Consider the following 21,857-nt stretch of genomic DNA (forward strand, 5'->3'; position numbering starts at 1 on the left):
ACCTCCGGCGTACACCCCCGGACCCCACAGACCTCCCGCGGAGCCGACGCCGCGGGCGTAACCCGAAGCACACCGCAACACCCTCTAAGGAGACGACAGAACATGACCCGTCAACCCTCAGCACCGACACGTCGGAACCAAGGGGCCGCGCGATGAGGGTCCTCCTGCTCGGTGCCAACGGTTTCCTCGGGCGCTTCGTCGCCGACCGGCTGCTCGCCGATCCCGCCGTCCATCTGACGGCACTCGGGCGCGGCGACGACGCCGACGTACGGTTCGACCTCGCCGGCGGCAGTCCCGGAGCCCTCACCCGCTTCCTGGACGCCGTCCACCCCGGAGTCGTCATCAACTGCGCGGGCGCCACCCGGGGCGGTGCCCGTGACCTGACCCGGCACAACACCGTCGCCGTCGCCACCGTCTGCGAGGCGCTGCGCCGCAGCGGCTGCGGCGCCCGTCTGGTCCAGCTCGGCTGCTCCTCCGAGTACGGGCCCTCCCAGCCCGGCTCGTCCACCGCCGAGGACGCGGTGCCCCGGCCCGGCGGCCCGTACGGCGTGAGCAAGCTGGCCGCCAGCGAGCTGGTGCTCGGCGCCGGGCTCGACGCCGTCGTCCTCCGGGTCTTCTCGCCCGTCGGCCCCGGCACGCCAGCGGGCTCCCCGCTCGGCAGGCTCGCCGAGGCCATGCGCCGCGCCATGCAGTCCGGCGACGGCGAGCTGAAGCTCGGCGGCCTCGGCGTACAGCGTGACTTCGTCGACGTGCGGGACGTGGCCCGCGCGGTGCACGCCGCCTCGCTCTCGGCGGCGCAGGGCGTCGTCAACATCGGGACGGGGCGCGCGGTCCGGCTCAGGGACGCCGCCGCCGTCCTCGCCAGGGTCGCCGGATACGGCGGCGCCCTGCACGAACTGGACGCGCCCACCGGCCCCCAGCGCCCCGTGCACGCCACCCTCGGCCCGCCGCGCGCAGAGCACCCGGCGGAGCAGCTGGGCGCCGGCCCGTTCCCGTACCCCGACGGCTGCGGCGGCTGGCAGCAGGCCGACGTCCGCACCGCGCGCGACCGGCTCGGCTGGCGGCCCCGTATCAATCTGGAGGAGTCGCTCGCCGACATCTGGATGGAGGCGGCATGTCGCATGTGACGACCACCGGAGGCAGCCTGTCGGCCACCGGGGCCGCCCGGCTGGGCTTCGGTGTCCCCGGTTACGCGCATCCGCTGCTCGCCCCGGTCGAGTGGGCGGAACTGACGCGCCCCGGCACGCCGTTGCACTGGGCCGTGCTCGACGTCGCCAACGGGCCCGGCGCCATGCCGGACCCGCACTGTCTGGAAGCCGCGGGCCGGCTCAGGAACGCGGGCGTGCGGGTGCTCGGGCATCTCGATCTCGCGTACGGCGCGCGGAGCTTCGGCGAGACCGTCTCCGACGCGCACGACTTCCACGACTGGTACCGCGTCGACGGCTTCTACCTCGACCGGTGTCCGGCGGAGGCGTCGTACCTCCCCGACGTCAGGCGTACGGCGGCGACGCTCGACACGGTCGTCCACCGCGGGCATCTGGTCCTCGGCCACCGCACGCATCCGTACCCCGGATACGCCGAGATCGCCGACCAGTTGGTCACCTTCCGCGGGCCGTGGACCGACTATCGCTGGTCACAGGCGGCCGAGTGGACGGCGGACCATCCGCCCGAGCGGTTCGCGCATCTCGTCCACGGGGTGCCGCGCAGCCATCTCGACGAGGCGATGAGGATCGCGCGCTGGCAGGGCGCGGGGACGATCTTCTTCACCGACCGGAGCGATCACGACGACCGGACGGGACAGAACGGCCCATTCGCGGCCCTGCCCGGCTACTGGGACGAAATCGTCTCGCAGATCGGACCGGGTGTCTCGGAATGAGAAGTCGCGTGGCAGTGTTACTGAAGGAACAAACGTACTGACCAACCGACCAATCCCCTGTTGAGGTCCCTGTGTCGCTGCCACCCCTGGTCGAGCCCGCTGCCGAGCTCACCGTCGACGAGGTCCGCAGGTACTCCCGTCACCTGATCATCCCGGACGTCGGGATGGACGGGCAGAAGCGGCTGAAGAACGCGAAGGTGCTCGTCGTCGGCGCCGGCGGGCTCGGCTCGCCCGCGCTGATGTATCTGGCCGCGGCCGGTGTCGGAACGCTCGGCATCGTGGAGTTCGACGAGGTCGACGAGTCGAATCTCCAGCGGCAGATCATCCACAGCCAGGCGGACATCGGCCGCTCCAAGGCCGCTTCCGCGCGTGACTCCGTCCTCGGCATCAACCCGCTGGTGAAGGTCGTCCTTCACGAGGAGCGGCTCGAGTCCGAGAACGTCATGGAGATCTTCTCCCAGTACGACCTGATCGTGGACGGCACGGACAACTTCGCCACCCGCTATCTGGTCAACGACGCGTGTGTGCTGCTGGGCAAGCCGTACGTATGGGGCTCGATCTACCGTTTCGACGGTCAGGCGAGCGTCTTCTGGTCCGAGCACGGTCCCTGCTACCGCTGCCTCTACCCCGAGCCGCCGCCGCCCGGCATGGTTCCGAGCTGCGCCGAGGGCGGCGTTCTCGGCGTCCTGTGCGCGTCGATCGGGTCCATCCAGGTCAACGAGGCGATCAAGCTCCTCGCGGGCATCGGGGAGCCGCTGCTCGGCCGTCTGATGATCTATGACGCGCTGGAGATGCAGTACCGCCAGGTCAAGGTCCGCAAGGACCCCGACTGCGCGGTCTGCGGCGAGAACCCGACCGTCACCGAACTCATCGACTACGAGGCCTTCTGCGGCGTCGTGTCCGAGGAGGCGCAGGTGGCGGCGGCCGGTTCGACGATCACTCCCAAGCAGCTCAAGGAGTGGCTCGACGACGGCGAGAACATCGAACTCATCGATGTGCGGGAGCCGAACGAGTTCGAGATCGTCTCCATCCCGGGCGCCAAGCTGATCCCGAAGAACGAGTTCCTGATGGGGAACGCGCTCCAGGATCTGCCGCAGGACAAGAAAATCGTCTTGAACTGCAAGACGGGTGTCCGCAGTGCGGAGGTGCTCGCGGTGCTCAAGTCGGCTGGGTTCGCGGACGCCGTGCACGTCGGCGGCGGGGTTGTCGGCTGGGTCAACCAGATCGAGCCGGAGAAGCCGATCTACTGAGTGACGCTTCTGTGTAAGGAGGCCGGTCCACACCTCGCGTGGACCGGCCTCCTACGTACGCGGGGCGCCGGGGCCCGTCCAACTCACTTGCAGACCGTTCCGTTCTTCGGCACCCTGCCGTCCAGCAGATAGCCGTTGACGGCGTTCTGCACGCACGAACTGCCCCCGTTGTACGCGCCGTGGCCCTGGCCCTTGTACGTCAGCTCGACGCCGACGCCCTTGCCGAGCGCCTTCACCATCGCCCGCGCACCCTCGTACGGCGTCGCCGGGTCGCCGGTGTTGCCGATGACCAGGATCGGGGCCGCGCCCGGCGCGCCGACGTCGGGCTTGTCCCACTCGCCCGGCACCGGCCACTCGGAGCAGCCCAGCAGGCCCCAGCCGAGGAACTCGCCGAAGACCGGCGAGACCTCGCGGAATTCGGCGAGCTTGGCCTTCGTCTGCGCGAGCGTGTAGCGCTGTTTGGAGTCCACGCAGTTGACGGCCGCGTTGGCCGCCTGGATGTTGCTGTACCGGCCCTTCTCGTTGCGGCCGTTCATCGCGTCCGACAGGACCAGCAGAAGCGCGCCGCTGCCCCCGTCGGCCTCGTCCAGCCCCTGTTCGAGCAGCGGCCAGTACTCCTTCGAATAGAGCGCCTGGGCGATGCCGTTGGTGGCCTGCGTCTCGGTGAGCTTGCGGCCACCGAAGCCGTTGATCGGCTCCTTGTCGAGCCGGTCGAGCAGCCCGACGACGAAGTTCTCGATCTCCTGCGGGGTGCTGCCCGGCAGCGTGCACGCGTCGCCGCGGCTCACGCAGTCCTTCGCGAAGTTGGTGAGGGCGAGCTGGAAGCCCTTGGCCTGGCCGAGCGAGCCCTGTTCGGAGCTCTCGGTCGGGTCCACGACGGCGTCGAAGACGGTGCGGCCCACCGACTTCGGATACAAGTGGGCGTACACGCCGCCCAGTTCGGTGCCGTACGAGATGCCGAAGTAGTTCAGCTTGTCGTCGCCGAGGACCTGGCGCATCAGCTCCATGTCGCGTGCGGCGTTGACGGTGCCGACGTACGGGAGTTCCTTCCCGGACTTCCGCTCGCAGCCGCCCGCGTACCACTTGAGGCCGTCGACGTACGACTTCTCCTCGGCGCTGTCGTCCGGGGTCATGTCGCGGGCGTAGTACGCGTCGAGCTGCTTGTCGTCCTTGCACTCCACGGGCTCGCTGCGGCCGACACCGCGCGGGTCGAAACTGACCAGGTCGTAGCGGGTGCGCAGCTTCTCGTAGTCCTTGCCGAAGGAGGGCAGTCCGGTCACCCCGGAGCCGCCGGGCCCGCCGAAGTTGAAGACGAGCGAGCCGATGCGCTTGTCCGGGTCGCTCGTCTTCGCCCGGATCAGGGCCAGCGGGATCGTGGCGCCCTCGGGCTTCGCGTAGTCGAGCGGGGCGGTCATGGTGGCGCACTCCCACTTGGTGCCGCCGGGCAGCGGAGAGGGGGCCGTGCCGCCGCCCTCGGCCGCCGACGGGGTGGGGCACGTCTTCCAGTCCGGCTTCTGGGACGTCAGGTCCTCGGGCGCGGCGCTCTTGTCGGCCCTGTTCTGGCCGTCCTGGTCGTTCCGGCTGTTCTGCCCGCCCCGGTCGCCGCTGTCGGAGCCCGAGTCGGAGCCGGAGCATCCGGCGGCGGCGAGCAGCGTGGCGACAGCGACGGCGGTGACGGCGGTCGGCGCCGGGCGGCGACGCCGGGCGGGAGCGGTGGAGGCGGAGAAGAAGGACATCGGCATCCCCCCATGGTGCGTCGTGGCGGGGAGCGGCGCGCGGCCCGGGGGCCAGCCGGGTGGTGGCCCCGCTCGGGGACCGGTCTCAGAGGGCTCCCTTGCGGGTGAGGTGGCTGAAGCAGATCCACCCGGGCAGCACCGGCAGCCACAGCGTCAGCGTCCTGTACAGGAGCACCGCCGGGACCGCCACCTCGGAGGGCACGCCGCCGGTCACCACCAGACCGACGGTCAGCGCGGTCTCGACGGCTCCCACCCCGCCCGGTGTCGGAGCGGCCGATCCGAGCGCGTTGCCCGCCAGGAAGATGACGGCGACGCTCGCGTAGCTCAGCCCGTGATCGCCGTTGTCGAAGGCCCGCACGGAGGCGTCCAGACACATCACGAACAGACCGGTCAGCAGCAGCATGCCGCCGATGCCGGTGGCGAGTTTCATGGGCCGCTGGAGCACGTCGAGCATGCGCGGCACGACCCCGGCGAACAGCGAACGCAGCCGCGTCACCAGGAACTTGCGCAGGAACGGGATCGCGGTGACGACCAGCACCAGTACGGCGACCGTCAGCAGACCCGCGATCACCGTCCTCGACGGGGTGAGGGAGGCGGTCTTCTCCGTACCGGTGAGATAGCCGAAGAGGAGCAGCAGCAGGATGTGCGCGCCGAGGCCGAACAGCTGCGAGGCGCCGACGCTGGCCACGGCGAGCCCCGGTCGTACGCCCGCACGCTGCAGGAAACGGGTGTTGAGGGCCACTCCGCCGATCGCCGCCGGGGCGACGATCTTGACGAAGGACCCGGCGACCTGCGCGACGACCGTACGCAGGAAGCCCACCCGCTCCGGGACGAAGCCGAGCAGGCTCATCGCGGCGGCGAAGTAGCTGAGCGAGGAGAACAGGGCGGCCGCGGCCACCCAGCCCCAGTGGGCCTCCGCGACGACCGTGCCGAAGTCGATACCGGCGAGGCTCGACAGCAGGAAGTACGCGGCGACGGCGCCCGCGATGAAGCTGAAGAGGGTGCGTGGTCTGATCCGCTCAAGACGGACCGGCTCGACCGGTGCCTGCGGCCTGATGAGCAGTACCTGCGCACGGATCTGGGAGAGCAGGTCCTCCTCGCGCGCGCCCTCCTGCGCGTCGTCCAGCGCCCTCTTCTCGGCCTGCTTCTCGGCGCGCAGCGACTTGCGGGCCGCCCTGCGCTCGGCGTCCGTGACCGGTGCCTTCGCCTCCGACGTACGGGAGTGCTTGGCCGCCAGGGACGCCTGGAGCACCGCCTCGCGCTCGCGCTGGGACCGCTCACGGGCGAGTCGGCGCAGCGTCGCGCGCGTGGAGCGGCTGAGCGCGATCGGCTGGAGCAGCGGCAGACAGTCGGCGACGGTGTCGGGGCCGAGGACGTCCACGGCGGTGGCCACCGCGCGTTCGGCGCCGATCCGCAGTCCGACCGTGGTGAGGAGCTGCGCGATGTCCATCCGCAGCACCACGTCGCCCGCGGCGATCTCGCCGCCGCGCAGATCGGTGACGATCACCTGGCCGTCCCGGTCGACCAGCAGCGCGTCGCCGGTGAGCCTGCGATGGGCGATACGGCGCGACTGGAGCGCCTTGACCTGTTCCCAGGCACCGCGCACCAGCTCGTCGGTGATCTCGTCGTCCGCCAGCGAGTCCAGTGAGCGCCCGCCCATGTGCTCGTACACGAGGATGACGGCGTCGGGGCCGAGCTCCGAAGTGGCGATCAGCTTGGGCGCGTTGGCGCCGGCGGCGATGGCGGCGTACGCGAGGAGCGCCTCCTGCTCCAGGGCCTGGCGCAGGGAGGGGATCGAGCGGCGGGTGCTGATCGAGCGCAGGGTGAGGCGCCGCCAGACCCGGTAGAAGAAGCCCTGTGCCTGCTGTTCCCGGTCGACGACGGTGACGTCCAGCGGTGGGCCCTCGTCGAGCGTCACCAGATAGCGGCGGCCCCGTTCACCCTGCTCGGTGGAGTCGGCGGTGTCGTCGGGCTCGGCGCGCATCGCGCCGACGGGGCGGAATCCCACATGGCGAAGACCCGCCATCAGGGTCTGGCCGGTCGGCCGTACGTTCGGGGAGCCGACCGCGTAGAGCGTGCCGTACGCGACGGTCCATCCGATCAGCACGGTGAGGATGATCGAGAACGGTGTGGTGTAGCCGGCGACCAGCATCGCGAACGCGTCGAGCAGCAGCACCACCCACAGGACCACGCGCCAGCGCGGTCTGCGGGCCATCCCGACGGCCGTCATATAGGCGATGACGGGCGCGAGATAGCCGTGAACGGGGTCGGTGAGCCCTTCGCCGGGCTGCGCGCGCGTCAGCGCGTCCTGGATGGAACCGGGTGCCGCGCGGGCGACCCAGAGATCGGTGGCGAGCGTCACACCGTGCGCGAGGACGGCGGCGAGGACGCCGTCGGCGATGCGCAGGCCGTCGCGTTTGATCAGCCGCTCGATCGCGAACGCGACCGGGACGAGCAGCACGGCGATGCTGGAGATCAGGCCGGCGACCTTGACGAGCAGGTCGGGGGCCTGGCCGGTGCCCTTGCTGATGTCCTGTTCGAGACCGGACGTCGTGCCGTGGGCGAAGGCGGAGAGGCCGAGGACGATCGCGATGGCGAGGATGCCGATGAGCAGGCGCAGCAGGTCGGACGGGCGGTGCACGCGGGCGGCGAGCAGCGGTTCGTCTCCGGAGAGCGGGTCGGCGTGGCTGCCGGGGGGAACGACCCGGCGGGGCGTGCCGTCGGGGTCCGTGTCGGCTTCGGGCTTCACGTTGTCGTCGGCGGCCGGATCGGGGCGTGGCTCGGCCTCAGGGCTGCCCGCCACCGTCGGAGGCTGCACGCCCTGCTCCTTCGTCGAGTCCGTGTCTTCTTGATCTCGTATCACCGGTCACCGCCCGCACGATGGTGGCACGCCAGGGTGACAGAGGGGGGTATCAGGGTGCATTGAGGAACACCGCGCCGCGTGTGCGGGACATGCCGTCCGGCCGGGCCGAGCGGTCGGACCGACTGTCGGTGCCGTGCGGCAGGATGGGACGGATGCAGAGCGACGAGCCCGACGAGGCGTCCGGAGAACTGCCCGAGTACGCGGAGCGGGTGCTCGATGTCGCCGACCTGATCCCGCCGGGCCGGGTCATGGCGTACGGCGACGTGGCCGAGTGGCTGGGGGAGGGCGGCCCGCGCCAGGTCGGCCGCGCGATGGCGCTGTACGGCGGGGCCGTGCCCTGGTGGCGTGTGGTCCGCTCGGACGGTGTGCTGCTGGCCGGTCACGAGCTGCGGGCCCTGGCCCACTACCGCGAGGAGGGCACCCCGCTGCGGGAGGCGTCGCGCGCCTGCGAGGGGCATCTGCCGCGCCTCGATATGAAACGGGCGCGATGGGACGGCCGACCACCGGAAACGGGCGCTGATACGGGCGATGCTGCTCACATCTGACAGTTTGTGACATTCCGGCGCGTCGCGGGAGGTCCTGCGAGTCCCCTGGGGACCGTACGGATGACGACTCGACACGGCGATCGAGGAGACTGCCGCGACCGCGGTGACTGTGAAGGCCGCCGGACCGGCGGGCGGACTCCCCGCCTCCGCGCCGTCCCACGGCGTAGCCTCGTCAGCTCGCGGCACACACACCCCAGAAAGCCCCGTCACCACCAGCACCCCCTCCAGGACCGGCGATCCACGTGAGCTCCTCCTCTTTCACCGGGCGTACCCCGCACCGTCGGGTACGGCAGCGGACCTCCGGTGCGTACCGACTGGTGCGTACGACGCCCGCTCCGGCGGATCCTCCTGTGCTGGACGCAGCGCAACGTCCGGTGGTTGACCACGACCGCGGACCGCTGCTCGTCCTGGCGGGTCCCGGCACGGGGAAAACGACGACGCTGGTCGAGAGTGTCGCCGCGCGGGTCGCGCGCGGCCTCGATCCGGAACGGATGCTCGTCCTCACCTTCAGCCGCAAGGCGGCGGTCGAACTGCGCGACCGTACGGCGGTCCGGCTGGGCGGTGCGCAGGGGCCGCAGGCGACCACGTTCCACTCATTCTGTTACGCCCTGATCCGCGCCCATCAGGAGGCCGACCTCTTCACGGAGCCGCTGCGGCTGCTGTCGGGACCGGAGCAGGACGTCGCCGTACGGGAACTGCTCTCCGGCCAGCTCGACCTGGAGCGCGAGGGGCTGGCGCACATCCGCTGGCCCGACGAGCTGCGGGCCTGCCTCACCACGCGCGGCTTCGCCGACGAGGTGCGTGCGGTGCTCGCCCGCAGCCGTGAGCTGGGACTCGGCCCGGACTCCCTGTCCGTCTTCGCGCGGCGGACGGGGCGCCCCGACTGGACGGCGGCGGCGTCCTTCCTCGCCCAGTATCTCGACGTCCTGGACATGCAGGGCGTCCTCGACTACGCGGAACTGGTCCACCGCGCCGTGCTGCTCGCGGAACGGCCGGAGGTCGCCGAGCGGCTGGCCGACCGGTACGACGCGGTCTTCGTCGACGAGTACCAGGACACGGACCCGGCGCAGGTCCGACTGCTCAAGGCGCTCGCCGGGCACGGCCGGACGCTGGTGGCCTTCGGTGACCCGGACCAGTCGATCTACGCCTTCCGGGGCGCCGACGTGAACGGCATCCTCGACTTCCCCGACGCCTTCCCGCGCGCCGACGGCCGTCCGGCCCCGGTGGAGGTCCTGACGACCTCCCGGCGCGCCGGAGCCGATCTGCTCGCCGCGACCCGGCTGCTCACCCGCCGGATGCCGCTCAACCGGCTCCCGGCGGAGAAGGTGCGGGCACACCGCGAGCTGGCGGCGGTCCGCGAGGGCGGCCGCGTCGAGACGTACACCTACCCGACCGCATCGACCGAGCTGGAGAACATCGCCGACATCCTGCGGCGCGCGCATCTTGAGGAAGGCGTGCCGTGGCGCGAGATGGCGGTGCTGGTACGGGCCGGGGGCCGGACCATCCCCGCTGTACGCAGGGCCCTGACCTCGGCGGGCGTTCCGCTGGAGATCGACGGCGACGATGTGCCGCTGCGCCACGAACCGGCGGTGTCGCCGCTGCTGACGGCGCTGCGCGCGGTCGCGACGGCGGCGGTGAGGCCGGCGCACGGCGAGGCGGAGACAGGGGCCGAGGGCGAGGTCGAGCCCGGGGCCGGGGCCCTGGAGGAGACCGTCGGCACCGACGAGACCGGCACGGAGAGCGACAGCGGGGTCGAGAGCGACTGGCTCGACGTCGAGACCGCGCTCACGCTGCTCACCTCGCCCCTCGGCGGTATGGACACCGCCGACCTCCGCCGTCTCGGCCGGGCGCTGCGCGACGAGGAGCGGGCCGCCGGCAACCGGGTACCACCACCCTCCGACAAGCTGATGGCCCGCGCCCTCGCCGAACCGCAGCGGCTCGTCACACACGACCCCGCCCACGCGCGCGGCGCGCAGCGGCTCGGCGCGCTCCTCGCGAAGGCGCGTGACCTGCTCGCGGGCGGCGGTACCGCCGAGGAGGCGCTGTGGGAGCTGTGGGACGGCACCCCCTGGCCGGCACGGCTTGAGCGCTCCGCACTGCGGGGCGGCGCCGCCGGCCGTAACGCGGACCGCGACCTGGACGCGGTGTGCGCCCTGTTCGACGCCGCAGCCCGGGCCGAGGAACGTACCGGCGGGCGCGGCGCCCTGAACTTCCTTGAGGAGATCGACGCGCAGGACATCGCCGCCGACACGCTCAGCGGCAGGGCCGTACGGCCCGACGCCGTCCGCCTCATGACCGCGCACCGCTCCAAGGGCCTGGAGTGGCGGCTCGTCGTCGTCGCGGGAGTCCAGGAGGGGCTGTGGCCCGACCTCCGGCGGCGCGGCTCTCTTCTGGAGGCGGACAGGATCGGCCGTGACGGCCTGGCCGAACCCCTCACTCCCGGCGCCCTCCTCACAGAGGAGCGACGCCTCTTCTACGTGGCGGCGACCCGCGCCCGCGAACGGCTCGTCGTCACGGCGGTCAGGGCTCCCGCCGACGACGGCGACCAGCCGTCCCGTTTCCTCACCGAACTGGGCGCCGATCCCAGGGACGTCACCGGCCGGCCACGCCGTCCGCTCGCCGTCGCCGCGCTCGTCGCCGAGCTGCGCGCCACGACCGTCGACCCGCAGGCGGCGCCCGCGCTGCGCGACGCGGCGGCCCGCCGGCTCGCCCGGCTCGCCGCGCTCAGCGACGAGGAGGGCCAGCCGCTGGTCCCCGCCGCCCACCCGCACCGCTGGTGGGGCCTGTACGAGCCGACGCACAGCGCCGTGCCCCTGCGTGACAGGGACCAGCCCGTCGCGCTCTCCGGCAGTGCGCTGGACCAGCTCGCCAACACCTGTGCGCTCCAGTGGTTCCTCGGGCGGGAGGTCAAGGCGGACGAGCTGCCCACCGCCGCCCAGGGGTTCGGCAACGTCGTCCATGTCCTGGCCGACGAGGTGGCCTCCGGCCGTACCCCCGCCGACCTCGCCGTCCTCATGGAGCGCCTGGACTCCGTCTGGGACTCGCTCGCCTTCGACGCGCCCTGGAAGTCCCAGCAGGAGAAGCAGCACGCGCGCGTGGCGCTGGAACGCTTCCTGCGCTGGCACGTGATGGACCGCGCCGGGCGCACACCGGCGGCCACCGAGCACGCCTTCGACGTCACCCTTGAGGCCGGTGCCTACGAAGTACGCATCCGGGGCTCCATGGACCGCGTGGAGCAGGACGCCCAGGGGCGCGCCTACGTCGTCGACTTCAAGACCGGGAAAGCGACTCCTACCAAGGAGGAGGTCGCGCACCACCCGCAGCTCGCCGTGTACCAGCTCGCCGTGGGGGAGGGCGCGGTGGACGAGGTCTTCGACGGGCGGCGGCCGGAGGCGGGCGGCGCCGAACTCGTACAACTTCGGCAGGCGGCGCCCAAGAAGGAGGGCGGCGAGAACCTGCCCAGGATCCAGGCGCAGGAGCCGCTCGCGGGCGAGTGGGTCGGCGATCTGCTCGCGACGGCGGCCGGGCGTGTACTGGACGAACGCTTCACACCGAGCACCGGCCAGCACTGCGCGCACTGTTCCTTCCGCGCGTCCTGCAGCGCGCGACCGGAGGGCCGGCAGATCGTGGAGTGAGTGCCCCTCCCGTATGAATCCCCTCGTGCACATGCACCCTTCACGGCTCCTCGTGCGACCGGAAGGGGAACGGCACGTCAGGCACGGATCGCGAGACGTGCCGGACGCGCCGGACGTGGCGGATGTGCCAGATGTGCGAGGAGAGACAACAGATGACCGCGATCAAACGGAAGTTCCTGATGCCGGCGCTGATGAGCGCGATCACGGCGGCCGCGCTGGCGAGTTGTTCCACCGGCGGTGCCACCGAGGTGACGGAGGGTGCGGTCGCCACGGACGCCGCCGGGGCCGCCGCGAAGCAGGCGGCTGCGCCGTCGACGGGCGCGCCGTCGGCCGGTCCGTTCGCGGGCCTCGACGCCGCGCGGATCGCCCAGGAGGCCCTGGCGGCGACCAGGGGCGCGAGGTCCCTGCGGCTGACGGCGGAGGGCACGAACGACGGCCGCCTCCTCAAGGTCGACTTCTCCCTCGACGAGCGCGGCACCTGCACGGGAGGTCTGCGCCGTGACGACAGCGAGGCCGAGTTCACCGTGCTGGACGGCGTCACGTATCTCAAGGGGGACGACGAATTCTGGCGGGCCGTCAGCGCAGGCGGGAATCCGGACGGCCGCAGCGCCGACCCCGGCCCGGGCACCGACCCGAGCGCGAGTGCCGGAACCGGCGGCGTCGACCAACTGGTCGAACTGCTCCGCGGCAAGTGGCTGAAGATCCCGGCCGGCGAGGAGGTCGCCGGGCGCGCGCTGGGCGGCGCCTGCGATCTGGACGCGATGCTCAACCGTCTGGACACCGCGGGGGCGAAGGGACTGACCAGGGGCGCCGCCGCCGAGGTCGACGGCCGAAAGGCGGTGACCCTGGTGAAGCGGCAGGACGGTGTGACGAGCACGACGTTCGTCGCGGCCGAGGGCGCGCCGTATCTGCTGAGGTCGGTCAGCGAGGGCGGCGCGGCCCCCGGCACGGTCCTCTTCCGGGACTTCGGAGTACCCGTCAGCGCGACGGCACCGCCCGCCGCCGAAGTCGTCGACCTGCGAGACACCCAGCCGTAGGAGGGCCCCGGCCCCGGGGGCGCGGGGACCACCGACGACGGTGACGTCCGGCACCCGACAGCCGTGACGTCCCGTTCTGCCGGATACGTCCGTCGTTCTCCTGTCAGTGGTCCCCGATAGCCTCTCTGAAGTGTCCGCTCGTATCACCGACCCCGCGCAGCTCAACGAACTCCTCGGCATTCCGTTCACCCCGGAGCAGACGGCGTGCATCACCGCACCGCCCGCCCCGCAGGTGATCGTGGCCGGCGCGGGCTCCGGCAAGACGACGGTGATGGCCGCGCGCGTGGTGTGGCTCGTGGGCACCGGCCAGGTGGCTCCCGAGCAGGTCCTCGGCCTCACCTTCACCAACAAGGCGGCGGGTGAACTGGCCGAGCGGGTCCGCAAGGCGCTCGTACGGGCCGGGGTGACCGATCCCGACCTGCTCGACCAGGAGAACCCTCCGGGCGAGCCACGCATCTCCACCTACCACGCGTTCGCCGGACAGCTCCTCACCGACCACGGCCTGCGGATCGGGCTGGAGCCGACCGCCCGCCTGCTGGCGGACGCCACCCGCTACCAACTCGCCGCGCGGGTGCTGAAGGAGGCCCCCGGCCCGTATCCCGCCCTGACCAGGTCGTTCCCCGCCCTGGTCGGCGACCTGCTGGCGCTCGACGCCGAACTCGCCGAACATCTCGTCCCCACCGGTGAACTCGCCGCGTACGACACCGAACTGCTGCGCACCCTCGAAGGCGTCCGGCTCAGCAACGCCGACCTGCGCAAGGTGCCCGAGACCGCCGGCGCCCGCCGCGAACTGCTCGATCTGGTGGGGCGGTACCGCGCGGCCAAGAGCTCCCGCGACCTGCTCGACTTCGGCGACCAGATCGCGCTCTCGGCCGAACTGGCCCTCACCCGGCCCGAGGTCGGCCGTATTCTGCGCGACGAGTTCCGTGTCGTGCTGCTCGACGAGTACCAGGACACGTCGGTCGCCCAACGCCTGCTCCTGTCGGGCCTCTTCGGCTCCGGCACCGGCCACGCGGTGACGGCCGTCGGAGACCCCTGCCAGGCGATCTACGGCTGGCGCGGCGCCTCCGTCGCCAACCTGGACGACTTCCCCGCCCACTTCCCGTACGGCGACGGCACCCCGGCCGCCCGCTTCTCGCTCAGCGAGAACCGCCGCAGCGGCGGCCGTCTGCTCGATCTCGCCAACGACCTCGCCGGGCCGCTGCGCGCCATGCACGAAGGTGTGGAAGCGCTGCGGCCCGCGCCCGGCGCCGAACGCGACGGGATCGTGCGGTGCGCCCTCCTCACCACCCATGCCGAGGAGTTGGACTGGCTCGCCGACTCCATCGCGCACCTGGTGCGCACGGGCAATGAGCCCGCCGAGATCGCGGTGCTGTGCCGCACCGCCGGCGACTTCCCCGCGATCCAGAGCGCGCTCGTCGCCCGCGACGTGCCCGTGGAGGTCGTCGGCCTGGCCGGGCTGCTCCATCTTCCGGAGGTCGCCGACCTCGTGGCGATGTGCGAGGTCCTTCAGGACCCCGGCGCCAACGCCTCCTTGGTACGGCTGCTCACCGGCCCGCGCTGGCGCGTCGGCCCCCGCGACCTGGCGCTCCTCGGCCGCCGCGCCCGGCTGCTGGTCCACCGTACGAAGGGCGGCTCCACCGACGAATCAGCCGATGCCGACGAACGACTGGCGGCGGCGGTCGAGGGCACCGACCCCGCCGAGGTGATTTCGCTCGCGGACGCGCTCGACACGTTCCTGGAGTCGGCCGGCGGCAAGGACGACGCTCTGCCCTTCTCCGCCGCCGCGCGCGTCCGCTTCGCCCGGCTCGCGGCCGAACTGCGCGACCTGCGCCGCTCGCTGGCCGATCCGCTGATGGACGTCCTGCACCGGGTCCTCGCCACCACCGGCCTGGAGGTCGAACTCTCGGCGTCCCCACACGCCCTGGCCGCGCGGCGCCGCGAGACCCTGGGCAACTTCCTCGACACGGCGGCCTCCTTCGCCGCGCTCGACGGGGACGCCACGCTCCTCGCCTTCCTCGCCTTCCTCAGGACGGCGGCGCAGTACGAGAAGGGCCTGGACAACGCGCTGCCCGGCGGCGAGAACACGGTGAAGGTCCTCACCGCGCACAAGTCCAAGGGCCTGGAGTGGGATGTCGTGGCGGTCCCCGGCCTGGTCACCGGACAGTTCCCCAACAGCAGGGCGCGCGAGGCCTGGACGTCCCAGTCGAAGGTCCTGCCGCACGCCCTGCGCGGCGACGCCCCGACGCTCCCGGACGTCCCCGAATGGGACGCGAGGGGCCTGAAGGCGTTCAAGGACGAGATGCGCGCCCACCAGCACACGGAGGAGCTGCGCCTCGGCTATGTGACCTTCACCCGCCCACGCTCACTGCTGCTGGGGTCGGGCCACTGGTGGGGTCCGACGCAGAAGCGCGCCCGTGGCCCCTCGGACTTCCTGAACGCCCTGTACGAGCACTGCGCGGCCGGTTTCGGTGAGATCGAGGTGTGGGCCGACGAGCCCCCGGAGTCCGAGGAGAACCCCGCGCTGCTCGCGGCGGACACGGCGCGGGCGTGGCCCCTGCCGCTGGACCCGGACTCCCTGGCCCGCCGCCGCGCGGCGGCGGACACGGTCCTGGCGCACCTGGACGCGCTGACGGCGTCCGCGGGGATGGCGGACCAGCTCCACGACGAGCCTCCTCCTGAAGAGGACGCCCCGCCGCCGGACGACGTGTACCCGGACGACGTGAACGACGACCTGGAGGGGCCCTACGACTCGTACGACCCGGCGGAGGACGGACCCGGCCCCGCCGACGAGTGGGAGCACGACGATCTGGCGGACTGGGACGACTGGGAGAGTGGAGGCGAGCACCGGCGGACACCGCAGAGCCCGGAGCACCGGGCGGACGCGCCGGACGCAGCACCGGCGCCCGCGGGTCCCGCGCGCCTGCCCAGCCCCCGGCCGCCGGCCGAGGAGGCGCGTCTGACCCCAGAGGAACGCCGCACCCTCGCCTCCTGGGACCGTGACCTCGACGCCCTCTCCGGAGAGCTGCTGCGCGCCCGCGCGCGCGTCCGTGACGTCGCCGTACCGCCCTCCCTCTCCGCCTCCCAACTGCTGCGTCTCGCCGCCGACCCCGACGCCTTCGCCCAGGAGCTGGCCCGCCCCATGCCCCGCCCGCCGCAGCGCGCGGCGCGCCGCGGCACCCGGTTCCACGCCTGGGTGGAGTCCCGCTTCGACGAACTGTCGCTCCCGATGCTCGGCCCCGACGAGCTGCCCGGCGGAGCGGCGGACGAGCCGGAGATCGCCGACGAGCGTGATCTGGCGGCACTCAAGGACGCCTTCGACCGCACCCCGTACGCCCGGCGCACGCCGTACCGCGTCGAGGCGCCGTTCCAGCTCACCCTCGCCGGCCGGGTGATCCGGGGCCGTATCGACGCGGTGTACCGCGACGTCGACCCGCTGACCGACACCGTCACCTACGAGATCGTCGACTGGAAGACCAGCCGCGGCCGTACCGGCGACCCGCTCCAGCTCGCGGTCTACCGCCTGGCCTGGGCCGAGCAGCACGGCATCGCGCCGGACGCGGTCACGGCCACCTTCCTCTACGTACGCAGCGGTGAGGCCATACGCCCCGAGGGGCTGCCCGGACGCGCCGGACTGGAGCGCATCCTCCTGTACGGCAGCGAGCACACGACCGGCCACGGCACCGAGCACGCGGCCGACGACACCTCCTCCGCCGCCGCTGGCGAACACATGCCGCAACAGCGTCCCGAACGGGCAACGGCAGACGAGACCACCCCCGGAGCCGGATAGGCTCGACGTATGAGCGAGACCCCGGACAGCGCCGTCCGTACGCACACCCGTGACTACATCCGGTCCCACCGCGCGGCCTTCCTCGACGACCTCTCCGAGTGGCTGCGCATCCCGTCCGTATCGGCGCAGCCCGACCACGACGCGGACGTACGGCGCAGCGCCGACTGGCTCGCGGCGAAACTTCGCGAGACCGGCTTCCCGGTCGCGGAGATCTGGGACACCCCCGGCGCCCCCGCCGTCTTCGCCGAGTGGCCCTCCGACGACCCGGGGGCCCCGGTCGTCCTGGTCTACGGCCACCACGACGTCCAGCCCGCAGCCCGTGAGGACGGCTGGCGGAGTGACCCCTTCGAACCGGTCGTCCGGGACGGGCGGCTGTACGCGCGCGGCGCCGCCGACGACAAGGGGCAGGTGTTCTTCCACACACTCGGCGTCCGGGCGCATCTCGCGGCCACCGGCCGCGAGACCCCCGCCGTACATCTCAAACTGCTCGTCGAGGGCGAGGAGGAGTCCGGTTCCCCGCACTTCCGCGCGCTCGTCGAGCAGCGGGCCGCCCGCCTCGCCGCCGACGCCGTGATCGTCTGCGACACCGGCATGTGGTCCGCGGACACCCCCACCGTCTGCACCGGGATGCGCGGCCTCGCGGAGTGCGAGGTGGAGCTGTACGGGCCCGACCAGGACATCCACTCCGGCTCCTTCGGCGGCGCCGTGCCCAACCCGGCCACCGTCGCCGCCCGCCTCGTGGCCGCGCTGCACGACGAGAACGAGCGGGTCACCGTGCCCGGCTTCTACGACGGCGTCGCGCCGCTCACCGACGCCGAGCGCACGCTCATCGCCGAACTGCCCTTCGACGAGGAGGCATGGCTGCGTACGGCCAAGTCGCACGGCACGCTCGGCGAGGCGGGCTACTCCACGCTGGAGCGCGTCTGGGCCCGTCCCACCGCCGAGGTCAACGGCATGGGCGGCGGTTATCAGGGCCCCGGCGGCAAGACGATCATCCCGTCGTCCGCGCGGCTGAAGCTCTCGTTCCGGCTCGTCGGCGGTCAGGACCCGGACCGGATCGAGCGCGCTGTCGGTGACTGGATCGACGCCAGGATCCCGGCCGGTGTCCGCCACAAGACCACCTTCGCCGCGGCCACCCGCCCCTGTCTGACCCCGCTGGACCATCCCGCGCTCCAGTCGGTCGTACGGGCCATGGGCCGCGCCTTCGACCAGAAGATCCGCTTCACCCGCGAAGGCGGCTCGGGACCGGCCGCCGACCTCCAGGACGTGCTCGGCGTCCCCGTGCTGTTCCTGGGCATCTCCGTACCGTCCGACGGCTGGCACGCGCCCGACGAGAAGGTCGAGATCGACCTCCTCATGAAGGGCGTGGAGACGACCGCCTACCTCTGGAGCGATCTCGCCGCCGCTCTCCGCTGAACAGACACCCATCCATCCGGGGGAGTTGGAAGTACCAGTGAGCACCACAACCAGCGGCGGGGAAACCGCCGCACACCGGCCGATCGTCCTGACCTCCGACAGTGGCATCGACCGGGCCGCGCACCACCGCCTCGACGAGGCGTGGCTGGCCGCCGCGTGGAGCCACCCGACGACGCGGGTCTTCGTGGTCTCCGCCGGCCAGGTGTTGATAGACGACACCCCGGACGGCCGTACCGAACTCGTCATGACCCCGTCCTTCGAGGCGCCCCTCACCGAGACCCACCGCTACTTCCTCGGTACGGACGCGGAAGGAGTCAGCTACTTCGCGCTCCAGAAGGACACCCTGCCGGGCCGCATGGACCAGTCGGCACGCCCCGCGGGGCTGCGCGAGGCCGCGCTGCTGCTGTCCCCGCGCGACGCGGGTCTGATGGTCCACGCCGTCGCGCTGGAGAACTGGCAGCGGCTGCACCGCTTCTGCTCCCGCTGCGGCGAGCGCACGGTGATCGCGGCGGCCGGCCACATCCGCCGCTGCCCCGCGTGCGGTGCCGAGCACTACCCGCGTACCGACCCCGCCGTGATCATGCTCGTCACCGACGAGCAGGACCGCGCGCTCCTCGGCCGTCAGGTGCACTGGCCGGAGGGGCGGTTCTCGACGCTGGCGGGCTTCGTGGAGCCGGGGGAGTCGATCGAACAGTCCGTGGCCCGTGAGGTGTTCGAGGAGGCGGGCATCACCGTCGGCGCCGTCGAGTACGTCGCGAGCCAGCCGTGGCCCTTCCCCTCCAGCCTGATGCTGGGCTTCATGGCCCGCGCCACCTCCTTCGAGATCACCGTGGACGGTGACGAGATCCAGGAGGCGCGCTGGTTCTCGCGCGACGACCTGCGGACCGCGATCGAGTCGGGCGAGGTCCTGCCGCCGTCGGGCATCTCGATCGCCGCACGGCTGACGGAGCTCTGGTACGGAAAGCCGCTGCCGAAGCCGCTGAACTGACCGGAACACGTGTGAGCCCCCGCCGGCCGGCGGGGGCTCACACGCTGTCGCGTCCGTCGTGCGGCGCACCGCACGTGGGCTCAGGCGCCGACCCTCTGCTTGACCTGCGCGAGAGACGGGTTCGTCAACGTCGATCCGTCGTCGAAGAGCAGGGTCGGGACCGTCTGATTGCCACCGTTCGCCTTCTCGACGAACGCCGCCGAATCCGGGTCCTGCTCGATGTTGATCTCGGTGTACGCGATGCCTTCGCGGTCCATCTGGCCCTTGAGCCGACGGCAGTATCCGCACCATGTGGTGCTGTACATCGTCACGGTCCCCGGCATGTCTTCTCGCGCTCCTCTGGCAGGCTCGAAATGTCTTCGCTGAGAGGAGAACGTACGTGACCTGGTCACCATTCCCGTACTTGTACGACCAGCGTGACTCCCCTGTGGACAAGTGCAGCACCAGCCTCACGGGACCTGGCAGCATGGCGGGGTGACAGCAGCAACGCACTCCTCACTCTTCCCGCAGGATTCCGACGGCAGCCAGATCGTGGCTCCGCCTCGCGACGCCGACGCGGTGCTCGACGGGCTCGACCCCGAGCAGCGCGAGGTCGCGACGGCGCTGCACGGTCCGGTGTGCGTGCTGGCCGGTGCCGGCACGGGCAAGACGCGCGCGATCACCCACCGGATCGCGTACGGCGTGCGGGCCGGGATCCTCCAGCCCACCAGCGTGCTCGCCGTCACCTTCACCAACCGTGCGGCGGGGGAGATGCGCGGACGGCTGCGCCAGCTCGGAGCCGGCGGTGTCCAGGCGCGTACGTTCCACTCGGCGGCACTGCGCCAGCTCCAGTACTTCTGGCCCAAGGTGGTCGGCGGTGAGCTGCCCCGCCTGCTGGAGCGCAAGGTCCAGCTGGTCGCGGAGTCGGCGGCCCGCTGCCGGATCCGGCTCGACCGCAACGAGTTGAGGGACGTCACCGGCGAGATCGAGTGGGCCAAGGTCACCCAGACCGTGCCCGCCGACTATCCGGCCGCCGTGGCCAAGTCGCACCGCGACGCCCCGCGCGACCCGGCGGAAATCGGCCAGATCTACGCGATGTACGAACAGCTGAAACGGGACAGGTCGGTGATCGACTTCGAGGACGTCCTGCTGCTCACCGTCGGCATCCTCCAGGACCGGCACGACATCGCCGACCAGATCCGCGGCCAGTACCAGCACTTCGTGGTGGACGAGTACCAGGACGTGAGCCCGCTCCAGCAGCGGCTTCTCGAACTGTGGATGGGTGACCGGGAGAATCTCTGCGTCGTCGGCGACGCCAGCCAGACGATCTACTCGTTCACCGGCGCCACCCCGGACCACCTGCTGAACTTCCGCACCCGCCACCCGAGCGCGACGATGGTGAAGCTGGTCCGGGACTACCGCTCCACCCCTCAGGTCGTGCACCTGGCCAACGGCCTGCTCAATCAAGCCAGTGGACGCGCCGCCGAACACCGGCTGGAACTGATCTCCCAGCGCGACGCGGGCCCCGAGCCCGTCTACACGGAGTACGCGGACGAACCGGCCGAGGCCGAGGGCACCGCGCGCCGGATCCGCGACCTCGTCGCGGCGGGCGTTCCCGCCGGCGAGATCGCCGTCCTGTACCGGATCAACGCCCAGTCGGAGGTCTACGAACAGGCTCTCGCCGACGCGGGGGTGCCCTACCAACTCCGGGGCGCGGAGCGGTTCTTCGAGCGCCAGGAGGTACGGGAGGCGGGAGCCGCGCTGCGCGGCGCGGCACGCTTCGGCGGGAACGACTCCCTGCTCGACGACGTGGTCGACCTGCCGTCCCAGGTGCGGGCCGTGCTCTCCACCAAGGGCTGGACCACCGAACCGCCCACGGGCTCGGGCGCCGTGCGGGACCGCTGGGAGTCGCTGGCGGCCCTCGTTCGCCTCGCCGAGGACTTCGTACGGGCCAGGCCGGAGGCGACCCTCGGCGATCTGGTGACCGAGCTGGACGAGCGCGCCGCGGCCCAGCACGCCCCGACTGTCCAGGGCGTCACCCTCGCCTCGCTCCACGCGGCCAAGGGTCTGGAGTGGGACGCCGTGTTCCTGGTCGGCCTGACCGAGGGCATGATGCCGATCACGTACGCCAAGACCGACGAGCAGGTCGAGGAGGAGCGCAGGCTCCTCTATGTCGGGGTCACCCGCGCCCGGCTGCACATCTCCCTGTCGTGGGCGCTCTCCAGGGCCCCCGGCGGCCGGGCCTCCCGGCGCCCCACCCGCTTCCTGAGCGGTCTGCGGCCGGGGTCGTCCGCCCCGGGACGCGGCGCGGGCGCGTCGGGGGGCGGCGCGTCCGAGCGCGGCGGCCGGCGCAAGCGGCGCGGCCCGGTGCTGTGCCGTGTCTGCGGCACGACGCTGACGGACGCGGGCGAGATGAAGCTGATGCGCTGCGAGGGCTGCCCGTCGGACATGGACGAGGGGCTGTACGAGCGGCTGCGCGAGTGGCGCTCGGACCAGGCGAAACAACTGGGGCAGCCCGCCTACTGCGTGTTCACCGACAAGACGCTGATGGCGATCGCCGAGTCCGTGCCGGGCGACGACGGCGAGCTCTCCCGGATCTCGGGTGTCGGCGGCCGTAAGCTGGAGCGGTTCGGAGCCGATGTCCTCGCCATCTGCGCAGGTGAGGAGCCTGTCGGGGAGGACGAGGAGAGCTGATACAAACTCGTCGAGAAAATAGTTTGCGCGCGCCCCGCGAATCACCAT

The 21,857-nt window shown here is 72.0% G+C and carries 13 protein-coding genes; 10 read left to right on the forward strand and 3 right to left on the reverse strand.

Annotated elements, in window-relative coordinates; translation table 11 throughout:
• Window positions 1–152 precede the first annotated feature (152 nt).
• The 3 genes from SSPS47_RS22735 to moeZ all read left to right on the forward strand — a co-directional run bounded on the left by SSPS47_RS22735 (window position 153) and on the right by moeZ (window position 3,126).
• Window positions 153–1,127 carry an NAD-dependent epimerase/dehydratase family protein gene (locus SSPS47_RS22735; protein ID WP_164252659.1) on the forward strand — a complete coding sequence of 325 codons (975 nt, stop codon included), beginning with the start codon at window positions 153–155 and terminating at the stop codon, window positions 1,125–1,127.
• A complete protein-coding gene (locus SSPS47_RS22740; RefSeq protein WP_164252660.1) occupies window positions 1,115–1,876 on the forward strand; it encodes a spherulation-specific family 4 protein in 762 nt (253 codons plus the stop codon). Before SSPS47_RS22735 ends, SSPS47_RS22740 begins: the two co-directional genes overlap by 13 nt.
• A 71-nt stretch (window positions 1,877–1,947) precedes the next feature.
• The gene (gene moeZ, locus SSPS47_RS22745; protein WP_078075203.1) at window positions 1,948–3,126 is read left to right on the forward strand and encodes an adenylyltransferase/sulfurtransferase MoeZ; all 1,179 of its coding nucleotides are present in this window, start codon (window positions 1,948–1,950) and stop codon (window positions 3,124–3,126) included.
• 83 nt (window positions 3,127–3,209) lie between these two features.
• Here moeZ and SSPS47_RS22750 read toward each other — a convergent pair whose 3' ends face one another.
• Together SSPS47_RS22750 and SSPS47_RS22755 are read right to left on the reverse strand one after the other, a co-directional pair.
• Window positions 3,210–4,862 (reverse strand): alpha/beta hydrolase, encoded by a 1,653-nt coding sequence (locus SSPS47_RS22750; RefSeq protein ID WP_164254870.1) that lies wholly within the window; start codon window positions 4,860–4,862, stop codon window positions 3,210–3,212.
• Between the two features lie 85 nt (window positions 4,863–4,947).
• Window positions 4,948–7,680, reverse strand: coding sequence for a lysylphosphatidylglycerol synthase transmembrane domain-containing protein (locus tag SSPS47_RS22755; protein ID WP_164252661.1), 2,733 nt, complete (start codon window positions 7,678–7,680; stop codon window positions 4,948–4,950).
• Between the two features lie 188 nt (window positions 7,681–7,868).
• Here SSPS47_RS22755 and SSPS47_RS22760 point away from each other — a divergent pair, with 188 nt between their 5' ends.
• From SSPS47_RS22760 to nudC, 6 genes are all read left to right on the forward strand, one after another.
• Window positions 7,869–8,270 carry an MGMT family protein gene (locus tag SSPS47_RS22760; RefSeq protein ID WP_164254872.1) on the forward strand — a complete coding sequence of 134 codons (402 nt, stop codon included), beginning with the start codon at window positions 7,869–7,871 and terminating at the stop codon, window positions 8,268–8,270.
• 242 nt (window positions 8,271–8,512) lie between these two features.
• Entirely contained in the window at window positions 8,513–11,905 is a 3,393-nt protein-coding gene (locus SSPS47_RS22765; RefSeq protein WP_164252662.1) for an ATP-dependent DNA helicase, read from the forward strand.
• A 152-nt stretch (window positions 11,906–12,057) separates the two neighbouring features.
• Entirely contained in the window at window positions 12,058–12,942 is an 885-nt protein-coding gene (locus SSPS47_RS22770; protein WP_164252663.1) for a hypothetical protein, read from the forward strand.
• A 130-nt stretch (window positions 12,943–13,072) separates the two neighbouring features.
• Window positions 13,073–16,732 (forward strand): ATP-dependent DNA helicase, encoded by a 3,660-nt coding sequence (locus tag SSPS47_RS22775; RefSeq protein ID WP_164252664.1) that lies wholly within the window; start codon window positions 13,073–13,075, stop codon window positions 16,730–16,732.
• 9 nt (window positions 16,733–16,741) lie between these two features.
• The gene (locus SSPS47_RS22780) at window positions 16,742–18,148 is read left to right on the forward strand and encodes a dipeptidase (protein WP_164252665.1); all 1,407 of its coding nucleotides are present in this window, start codon (window positions 16,742–16,744) and stop codon (window positions 18,146–18,148) included.
• A 37-nt stretch (window positions 18,149–18,185) separates the two neighbouring features.
• Window positions 18,186–19,136: an NAD(+) diphosphatase gene (gene nudC / locus SSPS47_RS22785; protein WP_164252666.1), complete on the forward strand. Its 951-nt coding sequence runs from the start codon at window positions 18,186–18,188 to the stop codon at window positions 19,134–19,136.
• A gap of 80 nt (window positions 19,137–19,216) precedes the next feature.
• Here nudC and SSPS47_RS22790 read toward each other — a convergent pair whose 3' ends face one another.
• The gene (locus SSPS47_RS22790) at window positions 19,217–19,459 is read right to left on the reverse strand and encodes a mycoredoxin (protein WP_164252667.1); all 243 of its coding nucleotides are present in this window, start codon (window positions 19,457–19,459) and stop codon (window positions 19,217–19,219) included.
• Between the two features lie 151 nt (window positions 19,460–19,610).
• Between SSPS47_RS22790 and SSPS47_RS22795 the strand changes: the two genes are divergently transcribed.
• On the forward strand, window positions 19,611–21,809 hold the full coding sequence (locus tag SSPS47_RS22795; protein ID WP_164252668.1) for an ATP-dependent DNA helicase UvrD2: 2,199 nt from the start codon (window positions 19,611–19,613) through the stop codon (window positions 21,807–21,809).
• The last annotated feature ends 48 nt before the right edge of the window (window positions 21,810–21,857 follow it).

Source organism: Streptomyces sp. S4.7, assembly GCF_010384365.1.
In the GTDB taxonomy this organism is placed as follows: Bacteria; Actinomycetota; Actinomycetes; order Streptomycetales; family Streptomycetaceae; genus Streptomyces.

Coding starts and splice junctions, on each gene's coding strand:
- SSPS47_RS22735 (WP_164252659.1), top strand. CDS start 153: ATGAGGGTCCTCCTGCTCGGTGCCAACGGTTTCCTCGGGCGCTTCGTC.
- SSPS47_RS22780 (WP_164252665.1), top strand. CDS start 16,742: ATGAGCGAGACCCCGGACAGCGCCGTCCGTACGCACACCCGTGACTAC.
- SSPS47_RS22750 (WP_164254870.1), bottom strand. CDS start 4,862: ATGTCCTTCTTCTCCGCCTCCACCGCTCCCGCCCGGCGTCGCCGCCCG.
- SSPS47_RS22760 (WP_164254872.1), top strand. CDS start 7,869: ATGGGACGGATGCAGAGCGACGAGCCCGACGAGGCGTCCGGAGAACTG.
- SSPS47_RS22790 (WP_164252667.1), bottom strand. CDS start 19,459: ATGCCGGGGACCGTGACGATGTACAGCACCACATGGTGCGGATACTGC.
- SSPS47_RS22770 (WP_164252663.1), top strand. CDS start 12,058: ATGACCGCGATCAAACGGAAGTTCCTGATGCCGGCGCTGATGAGCGCG.
- SSPS47_RS22740 (WP_164252660.1), top strand. CDS start 1,115: ATGTCGCATGTGACGACCACCGGAGGCAGCCTGTCGGCCACCGGGGCC.